This window comes from Algoriphagus alkaliphilus, assembly GCF_900103735.1.
In the GTDB taxonomy this organism is placed as follows: Bacteria; Bacteroidota; Bacteroidia; order Cytophagales; family Cyclobacteriaceae; genus Algoriphagus; species Algoriphagus alkaliphilus.
Genome location: NZ_FMXE01000003.1, coordinates 148,590 through 170,184, shown reverse-complemented (window position 1 = coordinate 170,184; position 21,595 = coordinate 148,590). Strand labels below are relative to the sequence as shown.

General features: G+C 43.6%; 13 protein-coding genes. 9 read left to right on the top strand and 4 right to left on the bottom strand.

Going from position 1 to position 21,595, the window contains the following annotated elements; all coding sequences use genetic code 11:
• Nucleotides 1–24: 24 nt before the first annotated feature.
• The 5 genes from BLQ81_RS02235 (at nucleotide 25) to BLQ81_RS02215 (ending at nucleotide 5,581) form a co-directional block, all read left to right on the top strand.
• Nucleotides 25–546, top strand: coding sequence for a TlpA family protein disulfide reductase (locus tag BLQ81_RS02235; RefSeq protein ID WP_092728331.1), 522 nt, complete (start codon nucleotides 25–27; stop codon nucleotides 544–546).
• Nucleotides 547–565: 19 nt separating this feature from the next.
• Complete coding sequence (gene ggt, locus BLQ81_RS02230) at nucleotides 566–2,260, top strand: gamma-glutamyltransferase (protein ID WP_092728330.1); 1,695 nt, start codon at nucleotides 566–568, stop codon at nucleotides 2,258–2,260.
• A gap of 288 nt (nucleotides 2,261–2,548) precedes the next feature.
• Nucleotides 2,549–3,184 carry a hypothetical protein gene (locus BLQ81_RS02225; protein ID WP_092728329.1) on the top strand — a complete coding sequence of 212 codons (636 nt, stop codon included), beginning with the start codon at nucleotides 2,549–2,551 and terminating at the stop codon, nucleotides 3,182–3,184.
• A gap of 216 nt (nucleotides 3,185–3,400) precedes the next feature.
• Entirely contained in the window at nucleotides 3,401–3,823 is a 423-nt protein-coding gene (locus BLQ81_RS02220) for a PPC domain-containing DNA-binding protein (RefSeq protein WP_092728328.1), read from the top strand.
• Between the two features lie 807 nt (nucleotides 3,824–4,630).
• Nucleotides 4,631–5,581, top strand: coding sequence for a YihY/virulence factor BrkB family protein (locus tag BLQ81_RS02215; RefSeq protein WP_092728327.1), 951 nt, complete (start codon nucleotides 4,631–4,633; stop codon nucleotides 5,579–5,581).
• A 178-nt stretch (nucleotides 5,582–5,759) separates the two neighbouring features.
• Here the strand turns inward: BLQ81_RS02215 and galE are convergent, their stop codons facing one another.
• The 4 genes from galE to BLQ81_RS02195 form a co-directional block, all read right to left on the bottom strand.
• Nucleotides 5,760–6,770: a UDP-glucose 4-epimerase GalE gene (galE, locus tag BLQ81_RS02210; RefSeq protein WP_092728326.1), complete on the bottom strand. Its 1,011-nt coding sequence runs from the start codon at nucleotides 6,768–6,770 to the stop codon at nucleotides 5,760–5,762.
• Nucleotides 6,771–6,832: 62 nt separating this feature from the next.
• Nucleotides 6,833–9,970 carry a PKD domain-containing protein gene (locus BLQ81_RS02205; RefSeq protein WP_092728325.1) on the bottom strand — a complete coding sequence of 1,046 codons (3,138 nt, stop codon included), beginning with the start codon at nucleotides 9,968–9,970 and terminating at the stop codon, nucleotides 6,833–6,835.
• Nucleotides 9,971–9,999: 29 nt separating this feature from the next.
• The gene (locus BLQ81_RS02200) at nucleotides 10,000–13,143 is read right to left on the bottom strand and encodes a PKD domain-containing protein (RefSeq protein ID WP_092728324.1); all 3,144 of its coding nucleotides are present in this window, start codon (nucleotides 13,141–13,143) and stop codon (nucleotides 10,000–10,002) included.
• A 52-nt stretch (nucleotides 13,144–13,195) separates the two neighbouring features.
• A complete protein-coding gene (locus tag BLQ81_RS02195) occupies nucleotides 13,196–16,375 on the bottom strand; it encodes a PKD domain-containing protein (protein WP_245693134.1) in 3,180 nt (1,059 codons plus the stop codon).
• Between the two features lie 125 nt (nucleotides 16,376–16,500).
• On the opposite strand from BLQ81_RS02195, the gene BLQ81_RS02190 reads away from it, so the two are divergent.
• The 4 genes from BLQ81_RS02190 to BLQ81_RS02175 all read left to right on the top strand — a co-directional run bounded on the left by BLQ81_RS02190 (nucleotide 16,501) and on the right by BLQ81_RS02175 (nucleotide 21,199).
• The gene (locus BLQ81_RS02190; RefSeq protein ID WP_092728323.1) at nucleotides 16,501–18,120 is read left to right on the top strand and encodes an ABC-F family ATP-binding cassette domain-containing protein; all 1,620 of its coding nucleotides are present in this window, start codon (nucleotides 16,501–16,503) and stop codon (nucleotides 18,118–18,120) included.
• Nucleotides 18,121–18,131: 11 nt separating this feature from the next.
• On the top strand, nucleotides 18,132–19,529 hold the full coding sequence (locus BLQ81_RS02185) for a sodium:solute symporter family protein (protein ID WP_092728322.1): 1,398 nt from the start codon (nucleotides 18,132–18,134) through the stop codon (nucleotides 19,527–19,529).
• Nucleotides 19,516–20,697 carry a class I SAM-dependent rRNA methyltransferase gene (locus BLQ81_RS02180; RefSeq protein WP_092728321.1) on the top strand — a complete coding sequence of 394 codons (1,182 nt, stop codon included), beginning with the start codon at nucleotides 19,516–19,518 and terminating at the stop codon, nucleotides 20,695–20,697. Before BLQ81_RS02185 ends, BLQ81_RS02180 begins: the two co-directional genes overlap by 14 nt.
• Before the next feature lie 67 nt (nucleotides 20,698–20,764).
• The gene (locus BLQ81_RS02175; protein WP_092728320.1) at nucleotides 20,765–21,199 is read left to right on the top strand and encodes a hypothetical protein; all 435 of its coding nucleotides are present in this window, start codon (nucleotides 20,765–20,767) and stop codon (nucleotides 21,197–21,199) included.
• The last annotated feature ends 396 nt before the right edge of the window (nucleotides 21,200–21,595 follow it).

Genomic DNA, 21,595 nt, shown 5'->3' with positions numbered 1-21,595 from the left:
ACTTAGTCGCCAAAACCGAAGATTATGATCAAAACAATATTTTCTGTGGGTTCATTTTTATTGATCAGCCTAAGTTCTCCCGGACAGAATTTTGGCTTTGAATCTCAGGGTCCGCCAGACAATTCTTCTTTTCCACAATTTGATTATGCGACCATTGACGGGGATTCGGTTAGCTCTAAGGATCTTGCGGACAAAATTGTGATTGTCAACATTTGGTTTGTCGGTTGTTCGGGCTGCAAGCAGGAAGAGCCTTATTTGAGAAAAGTAACCGAGTTATATCAAAATGATGAAGACATCGTATTTTTGGGATTTTGCATGACCAAGCCAGAACGAATTAAGCGATACCTGAAGAAGAACGGAGAAATCGGCTATAAAAACATCTCCCTGGGTAGAGAAGAGGTCAAAGAAAAATTCGGAGTAGTTTTATCGCCAACCCATTTCCTGATTAAAAATGGGGTCTTAATGGGTAAACTTACCGCGCCCATTATTCCAGAACTCAAAACCCTTGACTGGTTTGAGGACGAAATCAGAAAATTAAAGAATTGAAAATAACACTTTGTAAGAAATGAAAGCCTTATCACTCCTCCTCGCTGGAATCCTGATTCCCTTACTCTCCTTTTCCCAAGACCGGGTCACCGGAAAAACCTTCACCACCCGATCCGAAATTTTAGCCCAAAACGGAATGGCCGCAACCAGCCAACCACTTGCCACGCAAGTCGCTTTGGATATCCTGAAAAAAGGAGGTTCAGCCATGGATGCTGCTATCGCTGCCAATGCCATGCTTGGCTTGGTAGAACCGAATGCCTGCGGAATCGGAGGCGATGTATTTGCGATCATTTGGGATGCAAAGACCAAGAAACTCTACGGCTTTAACGGCAGCGGAAGGGCTCCGGAAAGTCTAACAATGGAGGTTTTCAAGGAAAAAGGATTAAGCTATGTCCCGCTTCTTGGCCCGCTTCCAGTTACAGTTCCGGGTTGTGTGGACGGTTGGTTTGAGATGCACAAGCGCTTCGGCAAACTCACCATGCAGGAAATCCTTCAGCCTTCCATCGATTACGGAAACAGTGGTTTCCCCGTCTCAGAAGTAATCGCCTGGCAGATGAATGGACATTGGCCGGAAATGCAGGACATTCCCGGTTTCCGCAAAACTTACATGCCCAACGGGAAGACTACTCCGCAAAAAGGCGAGGTTTTCAAAAATCCCGACCTTGCCCGGATCTATGCTCTAATTGCTAAGGAAGGCAGATCGGCTTTTTATGAAGGAGAAATCGCCAGGATCATCGATCGCTTTATGAAGGAAAACGGAGGATATCTACGCTATGAAGACCTGAAAAAGCACACTTCGGAATGGGTGGATCCCATCAGTACCAATTATCGGGGCTATGACGTGTGGGAACTTCCCCCAAACGGTCAGGGCATCGCCGTGCTCCAAATGCTTAACATACTCGAAGGATATGATATCAAGTCCATGGGCTTTGGCAGTGCGGAATACTTACATGTACTCACAGAGGCGAAGAAATTGGCCTTTGAAGATCGGGCAAAGTTCTATGCCGATCCGGCTTTCAATGAAATCCCTGTGGAGCTGCTGATCTCCAAAGAATACGCAGCAGAACGCCGCAAACTCATCGATCCCAACAAAGCCGCCCTATCCTACCCTGCAGGCGATATCGAAAAGGGTAATACCACATACCTGACCGTGGCGGACAAAGACGGCAATATGGTTTCCTTTATTCAGAGCATTTACGATGAGTTTGGGTCGGGAATGGTGCCGGATGGACTGGGTTTCGTCCTTCAAAACCGCGGACAACAGTTCAATGTACAAGACACAAACCACTGGAATTCGCTGGCCAAGGGCAAAAGACCATTTCACACAATTATTCCGGCATTTATCACCAAGGACGGAGGTCCCTGGCTAAGCTTTGGTTTGATGGGAGGTTCGGTGCAGCCGCAGGGACATACACAGATTGTGGTCAATCTGATTGATTTTGGGATGAACTTCCAAGAGGCGGGCGATGCACCGCGAATGCGGCATAACGGTTCGTCCGAACCCACAGGATCACAGATGACCACAGGAGGTTCACTCAACCTGGAGAGCGGTTTTTCTTATGAAGTCATCCGTCAACTGGAAGAAATGGGCCACCGCATTGAGTACAGCATTGGACCCTACGGAGGCTATCAAGCGATCTTTTACGACAAGGCCCGAAAAGTCTATATCGGCGCATCGGAGTCCAGAAAAGACGGACAGGCGGCAGGGTATTAATAGCTCTTTTCGCTCCTCCAAATTTGCAATTTGGAGGTCTTATATCTGAATTTTGATTCTAAGGAAAAAAACTCGAGGTGTCAAACCTCGAGAAACTCGGAAACTTGAGGGAATGGGGATTTTTTTTGGATAAATATGGAATTGAGGGAAAACAATGCCTTTTGTTTGTAGCATATTTTCTTTCGATTCGTTAATTGAATGTAAACCAATTCCATTCAAACTTTTAGATTAACCACCTAAAAAATCTTTATATTAAGGATCATCTGAAACCTACTCGAATTATCCGCCATGAAGTATTTGATTTTCCCGCTCACCATTTTTCTCCTGACCTGCTCACTGGCCTGTGTACCCGAGGAAGAAGAACTTTTCTACGAATCTTGTGAAGGATTTGATTTTACTATCCCGGCAAGAGATTGGATGCTTCTAGTTCCTGGAGTAAATTACACCATCCAAAGCGGAGAAAAAACTAGGAAGGTGATCTCCGATTATACAATCACCGAACCATTTACGATAGAATCTAACCCAGTTTTGGTGCAGCAGGGAGAACGTCAGTGCTACGGCTTATACCAGTCCTATTATCGCACCGAGGACGGTTGGGCCACTTTTTCAAATAAAGTCGGCTATGGAAAAACCTCTGGATTGGGATTTATGGACATTTATTTTCAGCAAATGGGATTTCGCTTGGATATTGTCAATGAAACACTAGTCGGCAAAAGAATCAACCCTACGGTGGACGATTCCGAGGAATATCTTTACGAGAATTTCCCGAGCTTGGTAATCGATGGAAAGCAATTCAACAATGTTTTTAAAATCAGCCAGTTTAACCCGAAAAATCAACCTCAGGAAATCTACTTAGTCAAGCGTTTGGGACTGGTGGCCTTTACCATGAGAGACAGTTTGTGGATTGTAGGATGGACTCCCTAAATTGATTTTAGCATGATCCAGCTGATCCAAATTTGAAATTTAAAGTTGCTATCGAGGATTTAAAATCCTCGGTTAGGTTCTCGAGGTTTTTAAACTCCGGGGAGTGGAAAAGCAGAGCAGAAAGAAATCCCGAATAACCCTAGTATGAAGCCTTTTCAAATCATTTTAACCCTTGTTTTTTGTCTGCTATTCTTTCAATGTCAAAATCCTGCACCTATGAATTCTTCCCTTCGTGTACATACCATCCGCCTTCATCCCGGTGATGATGTGTTGCCTGAGTTAAAGAAATTTATTGCAGAAAATCAGATCGAAGCGGGTTTTATTATGTCGGCCGTAGGCAGTCTTACCCAATATAACCTTCGCTTTGCCAATCAGCCTGATGGCAGTCAAGGGGAAGGACATTTTGAAGTGGTGTCACTTACTGGTTTGCTCAGTACTGAGGGAAATCATATTCACCTCGCGGTGAGCGATAGTACCGGGCGCACAATTGGCGGACATTTGCTCGATGGCAACCTTGTCTACACAACTTTGGAAGTAGTGATCGGCGAAGATCCAAATCAAATTTACCATCGAGAAACAGACCCCACTTTTGGGTATAAAGAGCTGGTGGTGAAGAATATAAATAAATGGGAGCAGTAGTCATCGATACGATAAATGGAACTTTGTGCGGTTCTAATCAGGTAATTTTTCAAACATGAAATGCCCATGAGAAAGGCTTCTCACACAGGGGAATGATTATCCAGGGCATTCCATCTGACCATTAAAAAACAAAATATAAACAGATAAAATCGAGCATGATCCCGTATTTACGGGATCACACACTGGAATGATTATCCGAAATGCGAGATTCCATCTGACCAAAAAAATCAAATTATAAACAGATGAAATCACTCATGCCTACGACATTTTTATGGACGACAATTGGTCTTTCTAGCAATATGGTTCAACCCAGATAAACAATGATAAATTGTAACACAGGTCGTTGCTTCCTCATTTTAGTCCCGTATGGACGAATCATCTTTTAGCCGAAGGTTTTAGCCCCTAATCCTTGATTAATGACAAAATCGGAGATAAGTCCCATCGGGACAAAAGATATTTTGTTCAGTATATATTTTTCAAAATACAAAAATTACCGATGCATGACCAACCAAAGTTTACCCGTATTATTTGTTTTAATCCTTTTTTCTTCCTGATTATCTGGAAATAGGAAAATCCTCTAATCGATCAATCGGGAATTAGGCAAAGTTTGTTTTTCCTCAACTAAACAGATGTTAGATTACGCGATAGGCAAACTCCAATCCAAGCCTAAATTCTTTTTGAAACAGAAATTTCAGCTATTTAAACGGATCTCACCTTCACTAGATTAAAGTCCTTGTATGGAATGATTTTGATCGAAATCGTTTCTTGGCTTCTTTCTTGCCTATTTAAACCCCAAGAAATAGCATAATGGCAAAAAAACAAGGATTTCAAATAAAGCACCTTCCCAAACTTTTATTGGAGACAGGTAAGCTCTGGAATAAAAACAATCCATGGAGATTGGGAGCTGTGGTCGCCTATTACGCGGTGTTATCCTTACCCGGATTACTTATCGTTATCATCAATTTGGTGGGTACTTTTTGGGGTACTGAAATCGTGCAGGGTGAGATCACTGAGGAGATTTCAGAGGCCATAGGCCCCGAGGCTGCCCAATCGGTAGTGGACATTATCGAAAATTCAAAAAATGATGGACAGTCCGTCTTTGCCACCATAATGGGGGTCGCAATAATGATTTTTGGCGCTACGGGGGTATTTTATCAGCTTCAGATTTCAATGAATGAAATCTGGAGTGTCAAGTTAGATCCGGATGCGGGAATTTGGAAAGTAGTAAAAGACCGAGCCTTGAGTTTGGGATTTGTGATGGTGATTGCCTTTCTATTGATCATCAGCTTTGTGGTTTCCACGGCATTGACGGTATTGAGCGAATTTCTTTCCCAACTTTGGGGACCAAGCTTAGTTTATCTGGCCCAGAGCTTTGAGTTTGGTTTATCCTCTTTTGTTTTGGGACTATTGTTTGTGTTGATTTTCAGATTTATGCCTGACATGGAGATCAAATGGAGATCAGTTTGGCTTGGAGGATTTATGACCGCCTTACTGTTCAATTTGGGGAAAATATTGCTTTCTTTTTATTTTGGAGCTGCAAATCCCGATTCGATTTATGGTGCAGCAGGCTCGGTGGTCCTGATATTACTTTGGGTGTCTTATTCCTGCCTTATACTTTTCTTTGGAGCAGCATTTACCAGAGTATATGCAGAGAAGTACGAGGCGGAAATCCACCCTTCTGATTTCGCCATGAAAGTGGTGACAAAAGAGGTCATTATCGAAAAGGGGAGCGAAGAATTGGGTAATTCAGATTCCTAGACACAGGTTCAGGGTACCCTTACCCAAAAAATAATTTTAGATCGCGGATTTCCGATCTTCAAGAATTGCAATCCTGACATCATTTCTGTGGGTTGGTAGTCTGTCAACCCAAAAAAATCGGATTTGAAACCCTAGAACTCCTCCTCGAAAATGAAATTTCCGAGGAAGGTCCAAATTATCAGTCTAAACTCTTCTGCCAGTTCCAGCTGTCACGCATGGAATCTTCCAGGGAATACTTTGCCTTCCAACCTAGGACATTATTTATTTTGGTGGTGTCTGCCCAAGTTTTCACTACATCACCGGGTCTTCTTGGACCGACCTGATAGTCAAGCTTCACTCCGCTTACTTTTTCAAATGCATGGATGACTTCCAAAACTGAATTTCCATTGCCAGTGCCCACATTGAACACATCGTAAAAATTATTCTCCTGTTTATTGAGATAGGCCAAAGCCTTGACATGAGCTTCTGCCAAATCCACCACATGAATGTAATCCCGTACACAGCTGCCATCTACTGTATCGTAATCGTCCCCGAAAACAGTCAATTTTTCACGGATTCCTGCAGCTACTTGTGTAATGAAAGGAACCAGATTGTTTGGAGTTCCCAAAGGCAATTCTCCGATTTTTGCACTTGGGTGTGCTCCGACTGGATTGAAATAACGAAGCGAAATCACCCGAATCCCCATTTTACTTTTGACACAGTCAACCAAAATATCTTCGCAGATTTTTTTGGTGTTTCCATAGGGACTTTCCGCCTCCTGCCTTGGAGTGGATTCTGTTACAGGAAGCACCTCCGGCTGTCCATACACCGTGCAGGAGGAAGAAAAAACAAGATCTTTAATGCCTTTTTCCTCCATAAATTTCAACAAGACAAGCAATGAACCCACATTGTTTCTATAATACTTCAAAGGCTGCTGCGTACTCTCCCCCACTGCCTTGAACGCTGCAAAATGAATCAATCCTTCAATTTTATATTTTTCAGCGATTGACTTAAGTAAGGATTTTTTATTACAGTCTCCCTGATAAAAGGCGAATCTTTTCCCTGTAATCTCTTCGAGCCGATCCAAAACCGTAGGATCTGAATTGGATAAATCATCTAATATTATCGGTTCCATTCCTGCTTTCCACAGTTCAACAGCAGTGTGAGAACCAATATATCCGGCTCCTCCTGTAATTAAAATTTTCTTCATGGGTGTTTAAAAATCTTTCTGAAGCAAAACTATTCAAATACTCCAGACGGATGGGCAAAAACTTAGCGGATTAACATAAAAGTTCCGCTTTTCTCAGTGGAGGTCTCTTTCCCCTCTAAAAAATAGGTGTATCGAATGTGGTAAGAATAGGTATAGGAAGGCGCTTCGACCGCTCTAATCAAACCATTCCAACCCTCGGTTCCATAGTAAATCATCCCTCCCCAACGATCCCAAATAGTCAAGCGATACGAAATACTACAATTGGAAATGGGCTGATAAACTCCTTCCTTCGGATTAAATCCAGTAGGCATTCTCACTTCTGGTCTTGCCTGATTTACTACAGCCATTCCTTTCAGGACGCATCCGTTTCCATCCGTTACGGTATATCCAAATTCTCCATATGGAAGTTCGGTGATCGTCGGTCCAGTTTGACCGGATTCCCATAGCACAGTATAAGGCCCTACTCCCCCTTCTATTTTGAGTTCCAGTTCACCATCCAAACTTCCCTCACAACCCGGATTTCCGACTTTTGCAATAACTGAAATCTCTTCAGGTCCTTCTATAGTGGCTGAAATCTTAATGGAACAACCCCGGCTATCCAACACAGTCAAATCGTATGATTTAGCTCCAAGACCAAAAACTCTTAACTCTTTTCCATCCCACATGGACTCAAAACCCACTGCTACAAAGGGGGGATTTCCTCCCTTTAAGGGGATGATAAATCCCCCATCTGAAGTGCCAAAGCAAGAATTCTCATACACCTCAACAGGTCCTGCCAAACTCAAAGGCTCAGGTTGAGCCAATTCAAACTTCAATAGCTTGGAATCACATCCTGTCTGATCCAAAACGGTCACTTCATAGATGCCGCTAGGCAGGTTTTCGGCTTTTCCGATTTTCAAATTTGGATCATGCTTCCAATGAAATTTATAGCTTCCTGATCCTCCAACAGGATTTAATCTGATGCTTCCATTACTCTCACCAGGGCAAGCCGGATTTAGTACATCCGAGGCATTCATCTTGAATTCCGGATAGATTTTCACCTCCAACACTTCAGAAATTCCTGCGCATGCACTGTTTAGCGTACTGGTTTCCTCGAAGAAAATGGTTTTTGATGGGGCGTTGAGTTCCCAGAGAACTGCTACTTGGGGGGAATTTTGACCTGATATCAAATTTCCACCGGAAACCGTCCAAGTATAGGTCCTTCCTGAAGTCTGAAAAGGCACTTTATAAATCAAAACCTCATTTGGGCCACATAGTCCGGAGTTGCCAAGGGGCAAGGCGGGCTCAATCGACTCTGTAATTGCCACATTCAACACCAATGACTTGCCAGGGCATCCCTGATCTGTATATGGAGTTGCCGTCAGTTTTGCGTTTGGATTGGGAGCACCCCATTTAACTTTCACCGAGTTGGGTGTTTTTTCAAGAATAACACCTCCACTGATCTCCCAACTGACCCGATCCATATTGGCTGTGTCTTCAAGTGTGTAGGTGAATTCATCTATCAAAGGACAAACAGATGTCGGTCCGATCAGGATAGGATTAAGATCCTTTACTTCCACTTCAAAGCGAAATGTCTCCTGCTTATCACAAAGTCCTTCACCGGTTGTAGCGAGGACTGTGACAATAAATTTTCCCGGTTTTCTGAAAAGGTGAGAGACTTTTTTACCGACCGCTACAGGTGTGTTGTCTCCAAACGACCAGGTAAACTCCGTGTAAGTCTTGTTTTCCGGAGAAATTTCCCAAGTTCCCAATTGGTCTAAACAGGCCACTTTTTGCCCGATAACCTCAAAGGGATATTTGGTGTCTGTTTCAAATTGAATACTTTCCACTCCTGTCCCTACCACAAAGCCATAAGATTCAATTTGACCCGATCCGTAAGCATATGCGATAAACCCCTCGGGATTTACCAGCTGATTGACCCCTTCGGGAATTTGAACCTGCGCAAACTCATAATTGCTTCCCGGGACCACTTTAAACTGACTGCTGATATTTTGACTATTCAACAAGGTCTTTTTAGAAGCACCTTTTGGAATGATAATATTCAGAAAATGGTCGATTTTAGGGTTGAAGCGACCAAAAAGAATTCCAGTCGAAAATTGGATTTCCTTGATCATTTGCCCGTTTGGGGAATAGGAAAAAAAGTTGGGGTCACCGAGTGAGGCAGCAAAAAACTCATTGCAAAAACCGCTTTTGGAAATGACTGCAACCGAACTGGGTTTGGAGGTCACGATGCTGGCCACTTCATTTTTTCCAAACTCAAGCCGAATAAATTTCCCGGCGTTTAGGGTGGTTTTTAAGACACCGTTGACAGCTACTCGGGTACCATTCTCCAAAGCCAAAACCTTCACAAATTCCCCCGAAGTCCTGTCTTTTTGAGGAACATGAATAAAGGAATTACCCCAGGTTTTGCTCGGATAGGTTTGCTGAAAAAAGTGGTCTCCGGTCGTCCCACAAGTACCCGAACTGGACATCCTGTTGCCGGCAAAGACAGCAACATTTTTACAATTTGTATTATTATCATTCAATACTCTAACCAAGGTCCCCGTCAGATCCTCATCGGATTTGATCTGATAAGATTCCCCTTCGTTCAAAACTATTTTCAAGGAATAATTGGCCGGTACTCCTGTGGAGGTCCGAACCGAAGGAATGATCTCTACCTGTGTATTTGCCGCTGTCCCCACGATGACCATCGAACTTTCGAGTGTGGTATGATTCAGGCTGGAATTGGAAACAAATGGTTTTTCATGATGCGACATGACCATATAATTGAGGCCGAGCGATTCTACAGGTAAAACAACCGTACCACCTGTACTGTAAGACCTGCCATTCAAGGCATGAACAGCTATATTGCCTGTAGAAATCACGTGCAGAAATTTTTGACTGACCCGCTCGGATTCGGTGTGAATCAATCCTTCAGCCATCCCGTCAAATTCCTGTATTAATCGTTGGCCTTTGGCCAGATCAAATGAAACTGTCTGAAGGGGTGTTTGGATGGTGCCGGAAGATTTTTCGTTTGCAGTGATAATCAACACCGCTTTTTCAGACTGGACATTCACAGAATCCAGACTTCTGCCGTTCTGCAAAAAACCAATGTAAAATTCACGACCCACTGTATTAAGCTGGGCTAACGCAAAAAAACCGTTTCCCAGAGCGAAAAACAGTAAAAGGCATAATTTATTAATCCACCATTTTGGGTTCATAATTTCTCCTCCCCACAATCTGCTTCAATTTACCTGATCAAAGCGAAACCTCCATGAATTTCTTCAACTTGGAATTCCCCATTCACAGGGAATTGATAAATTACTCTATAAGAATAAGTTCCCACCGGTGCTTCTTTACCCTTTAGCATTCCATCCCAGCCCTCAGTTCCCCAATATACAACCTGACCCCATTTGTTGAACACCTGCATTCTGAAGTCTAGATAACAATTCGAAACTGGCTTAAAAGATCCATCTTGAGGCTTAAATCCAGTTGGCATCCTAACTTGAGGCTTAACTTCCTCTACAATTCCGTAGGACACCAAACTACAACCATTAAAGTCAGTAACTGTTACCGTATATTCTCCGGAAGGAATTGCTCTGAGTACTGCACTGCTATTGGAAGTTGACCTACCGGTAAAAGAAGCTACGGAAACACCACTTTCAGCCCATGAATATTTATAGGGAGGAACTCCACCTGTGACGACGACCGAAAGAGATCCGTTGTTTCCTCCTGGACAACGTGGACTTTCTTGAACAAAATTCAAGGCAAGTGGCTGAACTCCTTTAATCTCTCCTCCAACAGGGAGACTACATCCCTTTGCGTCTACTAGGTAAAGTGAAAATTTCCCCTGGGCCAATCCGCTAACAGTCAAGAAATCACCATCCCAAGCTGACTCAATCCCCTCGACTGAATAAGGCGGAAAGCCACCGAGGACTTTAACCATAAATCCACCGTCACTTGCACCTGAACATGTGATTGGGAAATACTCCGGTTCTCCAATCAACCTTAAATTTTCCGGCTCCTTTAATTCAATTTCCTGAACTAAAATTCCGCAGCCTGAGCGGTCTTTTACAGTGACTTTGTATAGACCAGCCTTCAGATTATCTGCAGTTCCGGAGTTTGAGTCAGGCACATGTGACCAAATGATATCTAGCTCTCCCGATCCACCCGAAACTTTAATAACAATAGAACCTCCACCCTCTCCGGGACAATTGGGAGCAGTGGTATTGATTGTATTGATCTTCAAAGGTTCGATTTTATCGACTACAAGAGTTTTGGATATTTTGGGACAGGCCTCAGTGGTATTTTCCAATGGCGTCTCAGTATAAAAAATAGAAAATTCAGGAGAATTGATGCCCCACAACACCTCCACTTTCGAGGTGTTTTGACCGGATTTAATTTCACCCCCTACTATGCTCCACTCGTATTTTTTTTGTGATGAAGCATTTGGGACTTCATAGTTAACTTCTGACAAAATTGGCCCACAGACTTGAGTCGGGCCAATTGGGCTATCTTCGGACTGGGCTACTCCAAGTTTCACCGTTTTCACAATTGCATCACCCAAGCAGCCATTTTCAGCCACCGGAATTGCAACAATTTTCCCCTCCTCAGACGCTTCCTGCCATAGGATTGTAATGGATTTCTCTGTTTGGGATACTATTTCCCCTCCTTCCACCGCCTCCAAAATGATCCGGTCAAAATTCGATGAATTCTCCAAGGTATACGTTGTAGCTAGCGCCGAACAGGTACTTTCTGGACCTATCAGATCTACAGAAACTTTTTTCACTTCCACTTCGAAAACGAAATTTCGCTCTACCCCACAACTAGCACTCCCAGAAGAAGCGAGAACCTTTACTTGGAATTTGCCTTCAGACTTAAAAGTATGAGCTACCTCCTGACCATTCACTGAAGCTGATCCATCTCCAAAGTTCCAGGTAAAAAGCGTGTAGTTTTCATTTTCAGGATTAATTGACCAAATGCCTTCCTGATTCATGCAAGCCACCTGGTCTCCTATCACCTCAAAATCATAATTACTAGCCGCTTCAAACTTGGTACTCTCCAGATTTGCACCCGCCGAAAACCCATACGAGGATCTTAATCCGGATCCATAAGCATAGGCGATAAATCCATCGGGATTGGAAATTGAATTTGGCCCTGCTGCCAGTTTGATTCTTGCAAACGATAATTGTGGATTGCCCGGAACGGGTTTAAATTCAGAATCTATTTGCTTGTTGTTCAGTCGAGTAGCACTAATCGAGGAAGTTTTAAGAAGTATATTCACGAAATGATTGATAAAACCAGTTCCACTTAAAGAATTAAAAATTGTCTGCTCAATTTTTTGATTGTTAGGATTGTATGTCAAAAGGAATGGATCCCCGAACAAATCATTGGATGCCTCATTGCATTCCATACTTTTTGCAATCACGGAAACAGCTGTTGGCTTAGAGGTATCGATTATAGCGACTTCATCCTTCGCAAATTCCATTTGAAGAAAATTCCCTTGATTGATTATCCCCTTGGATTGGCCATTGACAATGACTTCGGTTCCGTTTTCAGAAGCAAGAACTTTGACGATTTCTCCGGAGGTCCTACCCAAAAGCGGAATATGAGTAAAAGATTTTCCCCAAGTGAAAACAGGAAAAGCCTGTTGAAAAAGATGATCTCCACTCAGGCCGCAGCTGCCCCCATAAGTCATTTTATTTCCTCCAAAAACAGCTACATTTTTACAGTCCCCATCCGTCCCATTGATCACCCTCACACGAGTCCCTGTCAAGTCACCTTCACTTTTGACTTGATAAGTCTGGCCCGCGTTCAATGTAAAGATTAAGGGGTTACCGGCAGGGTTTCCCTTTACCGTGGAAGTAGTGGGAGTAACTTCCACCCGGGTATCATCCTCTATGGCAACTACTAAAAGTGTACTTTCTAAATCGGAGGATGTATTAGACTTAGGATTATAATGCGCAGTGACAAAGTATTCTTTTCCAAGGGAGGTAATAGGTAAGACAACTGTACCGTCAGCACTATTGGTCCTCAGATTAAAAGCGTGAACTGCGATGTCTCCGCTTGAAGAAATTTTTAGCGACTTGGATTCAATAACCTCAGAATTCCGATGAAGCAAATCGTATGTCTGAGAAGGGATGGCATGTGTAAAAACTTTTCCTTTTGTAAGAGCAAAAGGAATCAAATTACCACCGTAGGTTAAGGTACCGGTGGCATCTTCATTGGCCGTAATGCTAATTAAGGCCTGATCGGGAGCAGTGGAGGTTTTGTTATTCTCCATAAATCCCACATAAAATTCTCTACCAAGTGTGCTAAGCTGAGCATTGGCTCTGAAGCTTACTAAAAATGAAATGCACAAGAAAAAGATCATTAATCTCTCTTTGTGCTTCATTTCAATAAAATAACTTTTTCAATGGGTTGGGGTTAGGGCAATTAGTACTTTTTTATCTTACTAGGGTGAAAGATCCTTTGATATTAGTCACTTCTGACTTCCCTTCCAAAACATATCGGTAAGTGACAGTATATGAATAGGTTCCGGTTGGGGCCTTACTCTCAGAAACCGTGCCATCCCAGCCGGAATTTCCGGAATAAATAAGTTGACCCCAGCGATTATAGATCCATAACTCAAATTCGGTCTCACAGTTTGAAACTCCCATGTAGACACCCGGAGCTTGCCTTGGATCAAATCCGGTCGGCATCCGCACTTCGGGAGTTGCTTCTTTTACTGTTCCTTCCCCAATACTAACACAGCCTGAGGCATCCCGAACCTCAAGATCATAAGTACCTGCCTTGAGTCCAGTTACAGCGCTTCCGCTCAGTCTGGTATCTCTCCAGAGGTAGATAAATGGAGCATCTCCTCCTTTGGGAAAAGCAAACAATTCTCCATTAGATCCTCCCGGACAGGCAGGCTTCTCCATTCTGACTTCAACTTCCAAGGCAAGAGGAGAGGTTATTTCAAAGTTCACAGGGATGACACAACCATTGCTGTCTATTATTTCCCAGGCATAGTTACCCTGAGGCAAATCAGCAAAAGAAATCGATCCTGAAAATGTTTTTACTCCTTGATAATTAAAAATATAAGGAGCTGCTCCACCAGTGACATTCAAGGTCAATTGACCATCCGGCTTGCCATAGCAAGAAGCTCCGACAGGTGTGAGACGTGTGACCGCCAATGGCGCAGGTTGTTCGACTTCAATATTTTCAATCAAGCGTTCGCAGCCTAATTGATCCAAAACTTTTACGGAATATGTGCCAGCCGAAAGATTGGAGACTGTCGGGGAATTCAGCGAAGGGTCATGAAGCCATGTATACTTGTAAGGCCCTATACCTCCCTGGATATCCAATGTAATCTGACCTGTTTTTTCGCCCGAGCATCCGACTGCTGTGATTCCTTTAACTTCGGCTAAAAACTCATTTGCGACCTCCACTTGAATGGATGCCGCTTTTCCTTCACATTGAGTATCTGCTATACTATAAGCAGTGAACTCTACAGTCCCAATGAGTCCCGGTTGATCCCAACTCACCTCGATTTTTGATAGTCCCTGACCGGAAATAATCTGACCTCCTGTTACAATCCAGTCATATCCCCTGCCACTTACGGCATTGGGTGCGGTGTAGAGATGTGGGACCGCCGGATCAAAACAAACTTTTTTCTCTCCTAATGCGGCGTTTACTACTATTCTTTGATTGATGACTACCGGCAATTCTACAGGAGCTCCGGGGCAGCCATTATCAGAATATGGAATCAATATCAGTTTGGCATCCGGATTTGCTAAGCCCCAGTTGACTAACACCGAATCCCCATAATCTTCCACGATCACTCCCCCCTCCACTTCAAAAGTACCCCGCGAAATGTTGAGGAGATCTTTTATCCGGTACATTACCTCTTCCACTTCCGGGCAAACTGAGTCCTCTCCCAATAGCTCGGCTTTAGCTTCCAAAACCTCTATCTCAAAAGTTACTTCTTCTTGCTCATCGCATGAATTGGGAGACAAGGCCGCTAAAACTTTTACTTCATAGAGACCGGGCTTTTCGAATGTATGCCCTACCCCCTGACCAATCACTGTGGGCGTACCATCTCCAAAGTCCCAAACAAAGTATTCGAAGTCGGGATTTTCAGAATTGATCGTCCAGGTACCCTCCTGATTGAGACAAGCGACTTTTTCCCCTTCCACATCAAATTCATAGGCTGCATCTGCCACAAAATTTAGATTATCCAGGGCGGCACCGGCCGCATACCCGTATGATTCCAAATTTCCAAACCCATAGACATAGGCCGCAAATCCCTTTACATTGCGAAGTTGATGCACGCCCTGCGAAATATTGATTCGAGCATATTGGAAAGAAGGGTCACCAGGAAGGGTAGAAAAAAATCCACCGACATTTTGCCCATCGAGAAAAGTTGAATTCTCAGTTCCTGCCTTCACTACCACATTGACATAGTGATTGGTAATCGATGGCAAATTAATGGCGTTAAAAGTCAGGCCTGTCAAAAATTGCTCACTTGGGCTATAAGTGATCATAAATGGGTCACCGGTCATTTCACCCGGAGCATTGGGTTGGTTACAGGCCATACTTTTGGAGAAAACAGAAACCGAAGCGGGCTTTGAGGTATCAATTTTCCCGGATTCATTGATCCCAAAATCCAGGGTTAAAAACTCCCCTCTGTTGATGATTCCGCGCGAAGTCCCATTAACCCTCACCACTGTATTATTTTCTGACGCGAGTACTTTTACCAATTCCCCGGAAGTCCTTCCCGATAAGGCCACATGCACAAAACTCGTCCCCCAAGTATTTACAGGGTATGCCTGCTGGAAAAGATGGTCGTTTGCCTGACCGCAATTCCCCACCGAGGTCCACTTATTTCCTCCAAAAACAGCGATTTTCTTGCACTCATCCGCATTATTACCAATCACCCGCACTCTCGAGCCAGTCAGGTCACCCCTCGCTTTGATCTGATAGCTTTGTCCACGATTCAAAGTAATTGTTGATGGAGTACCGGCTTGGTTGCCACTGATGGAGTTGACACTCGTAGTGACTTCGATTTCTGTATTATCTTCTGTCGCTACTACGAGAAGGGTACTTTCATTATTGATATTCCCGTTGTAATTCACACTCGCAGTAAGTGCTTCAAAATGCGAAGTGACATAATAATCTCTTCCCAAGGCACCTATAGGTAGCACTACCGTACCGTCAGCACTCCGAAAACGTTCATTAAATGCATGAACCGCAATTTTCCCGGTGGAGGTGATGTGAATTCCTTTGTTTTCCACCACTCCCGAAGTTCGGTGAAGCAGATCCAAATCCTGTGAAGGAACCCTGAGTGTATATTGCTGACCGGCTGTAAGCGAAAATGCAGTCGAATTCCCTTGGTATTCCAAAACGCCGGTAGTGTTCTCATTGGCCGTAATAACCAAAACCGCAAAATCAGGAGAACCGGGATTATTGCCCGAACCGGGGACACGGTTGTTTTCCATGAAGCCAACCCAAAACTCCTTACCAACGGTAGAAAGTTGACCAAATGCCGAAAAGCCACAGCCCAACAGCAAGAAAATCAAAATCAACCGCGTAATCAAAAACTTCATATCAATCTCAGGGCCTTTAAGAAAGGTGGAATATAACAATCTGAAAAATTATTCTTTGGGAAAATATGATGAATGCCGAAAAGAGGTGAAGATGACTCTATTTGAGATAAGACTAAAAAAATTAATTTTCCTATCTTTGCGCCTCTTAAAAGCAAAATACCTCCATGATTTCAGTAGATAATTTATCCCTCAAGTTTGGCAAGCGTACTCTCTTTGATGAGGTCAGCCTCAAGTTCACCCATGGCAATTGCTACGGGGTGATCGGTGCCAACGGTGCGGGAAAATCCACCTTTTTGAAAATCCTTTCCGGTGAGATCGACTCCACCAGTGGATCAGTAAATATTACTCCGGGACAGCGAATGGCTGTTTTGAGCCAAAACCACTTTGCATTTGATGAAGTGGAGGTTTTGAAGACGGTCCTGATGGGACATCAAAAACTCTATGCCATCATGTCGGAGAAAGATTCCCTTTACCTCAAAGAGGACTTTACCGAAGCTGATGGATTAAGAGCTTCTGAACTGGAGTCAGAATTTGCCGAAATGGACGGATGGAATGCCGAATCCGATGCAGCTTCCCTCCTCTCCGGTTTGGGGATTTCCGAGGATCTGCATTACCTGCCTATGAATCAATTGGCCGGCAATCAAAAAGTACGTGTTCTTCTGGCACAGGCGCTTTTTGGAAACCCTGATATCCTGATTCTCGATGAACCTACCAATGATTTGGATGCCGATACCATCGAGTGGCTTGAGAACTTCCTTCTCGACTTCAAAAATATCGTGATCGTCGTCTCCCACGACAGACACTTCTTGGATACTGTTTCCACACATGTGGTGGATATTGATTTCAGCAAAATCAAAATCTACTCCGGTAACTATACATTTTGGTACGAATCTTCTCAGCTAGCACTCAAGCAGCGATCGGATTCCAACAAGAAAGCAGAAGACAAGCGCAAGGAATTGCAGTCCTTCATCGATCGATTCTCTGCCAACGTGGCGAAGTCCAAGCAGGCCACGGCACGTAAAAAAATGATCGAAAAGCTCAATATCGATGATATCGAGCCTTCTTCCAGAAAATATCCGGGCATCATCTTCAAGCCGGAGCGCGAAGCCGGGGACCAGATCTTTATGACTGAAAATCTGGAACTGAAAGCAGACGGCGTAACCTATTTTACTGACGTGAACCTGATGGTGGACAAGGGCGACAAAATCGCCTTCATCTCCAAAACCAAACAGGCTGTCAACAAATTCTTCCAAACCATTATGGAAGAAATACCGGCAACCAAAGGCTCAATGAAATGGGGAGTGACGATCAATAAGGCATATTTACCCAATGACAATTCCAAATACTTCCAGACTGATCTGAACCTGATCGACTGGCTTAGACAATATTCCGGCAATCAGGAGGAAGCACACGTGAGGACTTTCCTGGGTAGAATGCTTTTCACAGGAGAAGAATCACTTAAAAAATGTGCGGTCCTTTCAGGTGGTGAAAAAGTCCGCTGCATGGTCTCCCGTATGATGTTGCAAAATCCAAACCTGCTGGTGATGGACGAACCGACCAACCACCTCGATTTGGAATCTATCACGGCTTTTAACAATGCAATCATAGATTTCAATGGGACCGTTTTGATGAGCTCGTATGATCATGCCTTTGTGCAGTCATCCTGTAACCGAATCATCGAATTTACCCCGAAAGGAACAATAGATCGCCGTATGCCATACGATGATTACCTCGCAAGTGAGGAGATCAAGGCAATTCGCGAAAAAATGTATGGAAAAAGCTAAGCTCTAATAAATTGCTGCTGACTGCGATCATCCTCTATCTGGCAATTACAGTTGCAGTTGGAGCTTGGGCTTCCAAGTTGGTTAAAAATTCGAACGACTTTGTATTGGCAGGGAGATCCCTGCCTCTTTTTCTTTCTGCCTCTGCCCTGTTTGCTACCTGGTTTGGATCCGAAACAATCTTCGGAGCATCCTCTGTCTTCCTAGAAGAGGGTCTTCAGGGTGTTATAGAAGATCCATTCGGAGGAGCCCTTTGCCTGATTTTATTCGGTATGTTCTACCTGCGCCCGATGTACAGAATGGGGGTATTGACCATCGGAGATGTGTTCAAAAAAGCATTTGGCAGACAAGTCGAGTTCTTTGCGACCATTTTCATGGTTCCCGTATTTTTTGGCTACGTCGCTGCCCAGTTGGTTGCCCTGAGTTTAATTTTTGGCACTGTTACCAATTTGAGTCTATTGGAGGGAATCATACTCTCCGCGGCTATTGTTGTGATTTATACCTTTCTCGGAGGAATGTGGGCCATTTCAATTACTGACTTCATTCAGACTGCAATGATTGTCATTGGATTAGTTTGGGTGACAGTGATGATCAGCAGGGAAGCAGGTGGCGTCACTGAGATTTTGACGAAGGCTCCCGAAGGAAGTTTTCAGTTTTTTCCCGACTCAGGCTTTACATCCTGGGTAAATTATTTCGGGGCATGGATCATCTTGGGCCTTGGTAGTATTCCAAGTCAGGACATATATCAGCGGGTCATGTCTGCCAAATCTGAAAAAGTCGCCGTTCAATCCACTTATTTGGCGGGGGGCTTTTACCTCACTTTTGGGCTTTTACCCCTATTTATTGCATTGGGAGCAAAGGTGCTTTATCCCGAACTCTACCTCGAAAACAAGCAGATGTTACTTCCATCGATGGTTTTGGCACATGGCGGTTTGCCCGTTCAGATCATCTTCTTTGGTGCTTTAATCTCAGCGATTATGAGTACAGCCAGTTCAGGTTTACTGGCTCCGGCAGCTTTGATTTCAGAGAACCTGATTCGCCCCCTGTTCAAAGGAAATCTCCAAGACGCTCATTTACTTTGGATCTTGAGACTTAGTGTTTTGTTTGTAGCCCTCCTTGCCACTTACATGGCTTCCCGTGATTCCAACATTTACGAACTGGTAGCCGGCGCATCAATTCTTTTGCTGGTTTCTTTATTTGCACCATTGACGGCAGGACTTTATTGGAAAAAAGCCTCCAAAACAGGAGCAATTCTGTCCATGTTTATCGGGATGAGCACTTACCTGATTTGCGATAAATTCGATTTTGAAATTGCATCCCATATTTTTGGACTTTTAGCCAGTATCTTTGCCATGATTTTTGGCAGTTACCTTTTCCCAAACAAGCCCACAGAGACTTATGAGTTATCCTAAAATTATTCTTCAGCGAAGCAAGGAATTTTCCCTTCAGCGACGTCATCATTGGGTGTTTTCAGGTGCTATTGCCAAGGCAGATCCCGGATTGGAAAGTGGTGATTTGGTATCGGTATATTCTGCCAAAGACGAGTTCCTCGGAATTGGGCATTTCTCTCAGGGATCGATTATGGTTCGGATTATTTCCTTTGAAGATAGAGCTATTGACCAAGCCTTCTGGAATGAAAAAATTGCTTCAGCCTATGCCTTAAGAAAAAACCTTGGACTTACTGATAATGAAGAGACTAACGTTTTTAGATTGATCCATGGAGAAGGAGATCTGCTTCCGGGTTTGATAGTAGATTATTACAATGGAACAGCGGTAATTCAGGCACATCATATCGGAATTCACAAGCACATCGCTGAGATTTCGGCTGCACTTCAGGTTGTTTTGGGAGAAAAGCTGAAGGGAGTCTATGACAAAAGCGCGGAGACGCTACCCAAGAATCTTGGCATCGAATCCATTGAATGGGTTTGGGGAAGAGCAGAGACCGATTTGGTGCAGGAGTACGGAGCGACCTATCGCATTGATTGGGAAAAAGGACAAAAAACCGGATTTTTCATTGATCAGCGGGAGAACCGAAAATTGGTTTCGACTTATTCGAACCAAAAAAAGGTATTGAATACCTTCTGCTATTCCGGTGGATTTTCCGTTTTGGCCCTAAAGGAAGGTGCTTCAGAAGTCCATTCAATTGATATTTCGTCCAAAGCCATTGCCCTCACTGAACAGAATGTCGGGTTAAACCCCGGTTTTAAAGGAAAACATGAGTCTATCGTGGCAGACGTAGTCAAATATATCCGGGAAATTGGTGATGACTTTGATCTGATCGTACTTGATCCCCCAGCATTTGCAAAAAACATCAAAGCCCGACACAATGCGGTGCAGGCTTATAAGCGATTAAACTCGGAAGCAATCCGCAAAATCAAACCGGGAGGAATCATTTTCACGTTCTCCTGCAGTCAGGTGGTGGATAAAAGTCTCTTTACACACACCATCGCCGCAGCAGCCATGGAGACTGGAAGAAAAGTAAAAGTCCTGCATCAACTCTCCCAACCCGGGGATCATCCGATCAACATTTTCCATCCCGAAACAGAATACCTCAAAGGCTTAGTGCTCTATATTGAGTGAGATTTTATACCAATTAACGCTTTCCCTAATTTCTTTTGCATTAATTTCACCCAAAAATCACAACACCATGTACACCGGACTTCAACATTTACACTCTGGAATAGCCTATCTCGCCTTAGCTACGCTGGTTTTAGTCATTATTTATGCACTGATCGGTTCACTTTCAGGACGAGTATTCACCGAGAAGGATCGAAAGATCGCAATGATCGCCTTTATCTTCGCTCATGTTCAACTTTTGGTGGGATTGATCCTGTATTTTGTAAGCCCACTTGGTTTTTCTCTCCTTACTGCCGGAGGAGCAATGTCAGATTCTGCTGCAAGACTTACTGCATTGGAACATCCACTGATCAATATCATCGCAATCGCCCTGATCAGTGTGGGTTACATCCGGTCAAAAAAAATGCTTGTTTCAAGATCCAAATTCCGAAGCATCTACATGATGTACGCCATTGGATTGGTACTGATTTTAAGCAGGATTCCCTGGGCAACTTGGCTGTATTAATTTTCTAAAATCCCATTGAAATCCGGCCGACAGCCGGATTTTTTTTTGATAGGTCCCACAGACCCGGATGCAGCAGGTAAATTGTCACAGAAAAAGACACAGATCTAAACAGATTTTTGGTTTTGAAGTATAATCTATAAGTTCTTAAACCCCGAAAGGATGTAATTCTTGTAGAAAAATCAGATTAGAATCTTTTTCCAAAACCCTGAAAGGGTGACATTTTGTATTTAAAACAATCCCCTTTGGATGGATTGAATAATATCTCCCCTTTGGGGTTTTAAAACTATACTTCCTTAAATTTTTTTTATGATTATTTCATCCCTTCGGGATCACTATTCTACTTAGCTGTTTGGAAAAATCCGACATCCGACATCGCAACATCCGAAATCCATCTTT

What these genes read in the sequence shown, in the direction of transcription:
- BLQ81_RS02220 (WP_092728328.1), top strand. Translation starts at nt 3,401, where the DNA reads ATGAATTCTTCCCTTCGTGTACATACCATCCGCCTTCATCCCGGTGAT.
- BLQ81_RS02190 (WP_092728323.1), top strand. Translation starts at nt 16,501, where the DNA reads ATGATTTCAGTAGATAATTTATCCCTCAAGTTTGGCAAGCGTACTCTC.
- BLQ81_RS02200 (WP_092728324.1), bottom strand. Translation starts at nt 13,143, where the DNA reads ATGAAGCACAAAGAGAGATTAATGATCTTTTTCTTGTGCATTTCATTT.
- galE (WP_092728326.1), bottom strand. Translation starts at nt 6,770, where the DNA reads ATGAAGAAAATTTTAATTACAGGAGGAGCCGGATATATTGGTTCTCAC.
- BLQ81_RS02235 (WP_092728331.1), top strand. Translation starts at nt 25, where the DNA reads ATGATCAAAACAATATTTTCTGTGGGTTCATTTTTATTGATCAGCCTA.
- BLQ81_RS02175 (WP_092728320.1), top strand. Translation starts at nt 20,765, where the DNA reads ATGTACACCGGACTTCAACATTTACACTCTGGAATAGCCTATCTCGCC.
- BLQ81_RS02205 (WP_092728325.1), bottom strand. Translation starts at nt 9,970, where the DNA reads ATGAACCCAAAATGGTGGATTAATAAATTATGCCTTTTACTGTTTTTC.
- BLQ81_RS02215 (WP_092728327.1), top strand. Translation starts at nt 4,631, where the DNA reads ATGGCAAAAAAACAAGGATTTCAAATAAAGCACCTTCCCAAACTTTTA.
- BLQ81_RS02225 (WP_092728329.1), top strand. Translation starts at nt 2,549, where the DNA reads ATGAAGTATTTGATTTTCCCGCTCACCATTTTTCTCCTGACCTGCTCA.
- BLQ81_RS02180 (WP_092728321.1), top strand. Translation starts at nt 19,516, where the DNA reads ATGAGTTATCCTAAAATTATTCTTCAGCGAAGCAAGGAATTTTCCCTT.
- ggt (WP_092728330.1), top strand. Translation starts at nt 566, where the DNA reads ATGAAAGCCTTATCACTCCTCCTCGCTGGAATCCTGATTCCCTTACTC.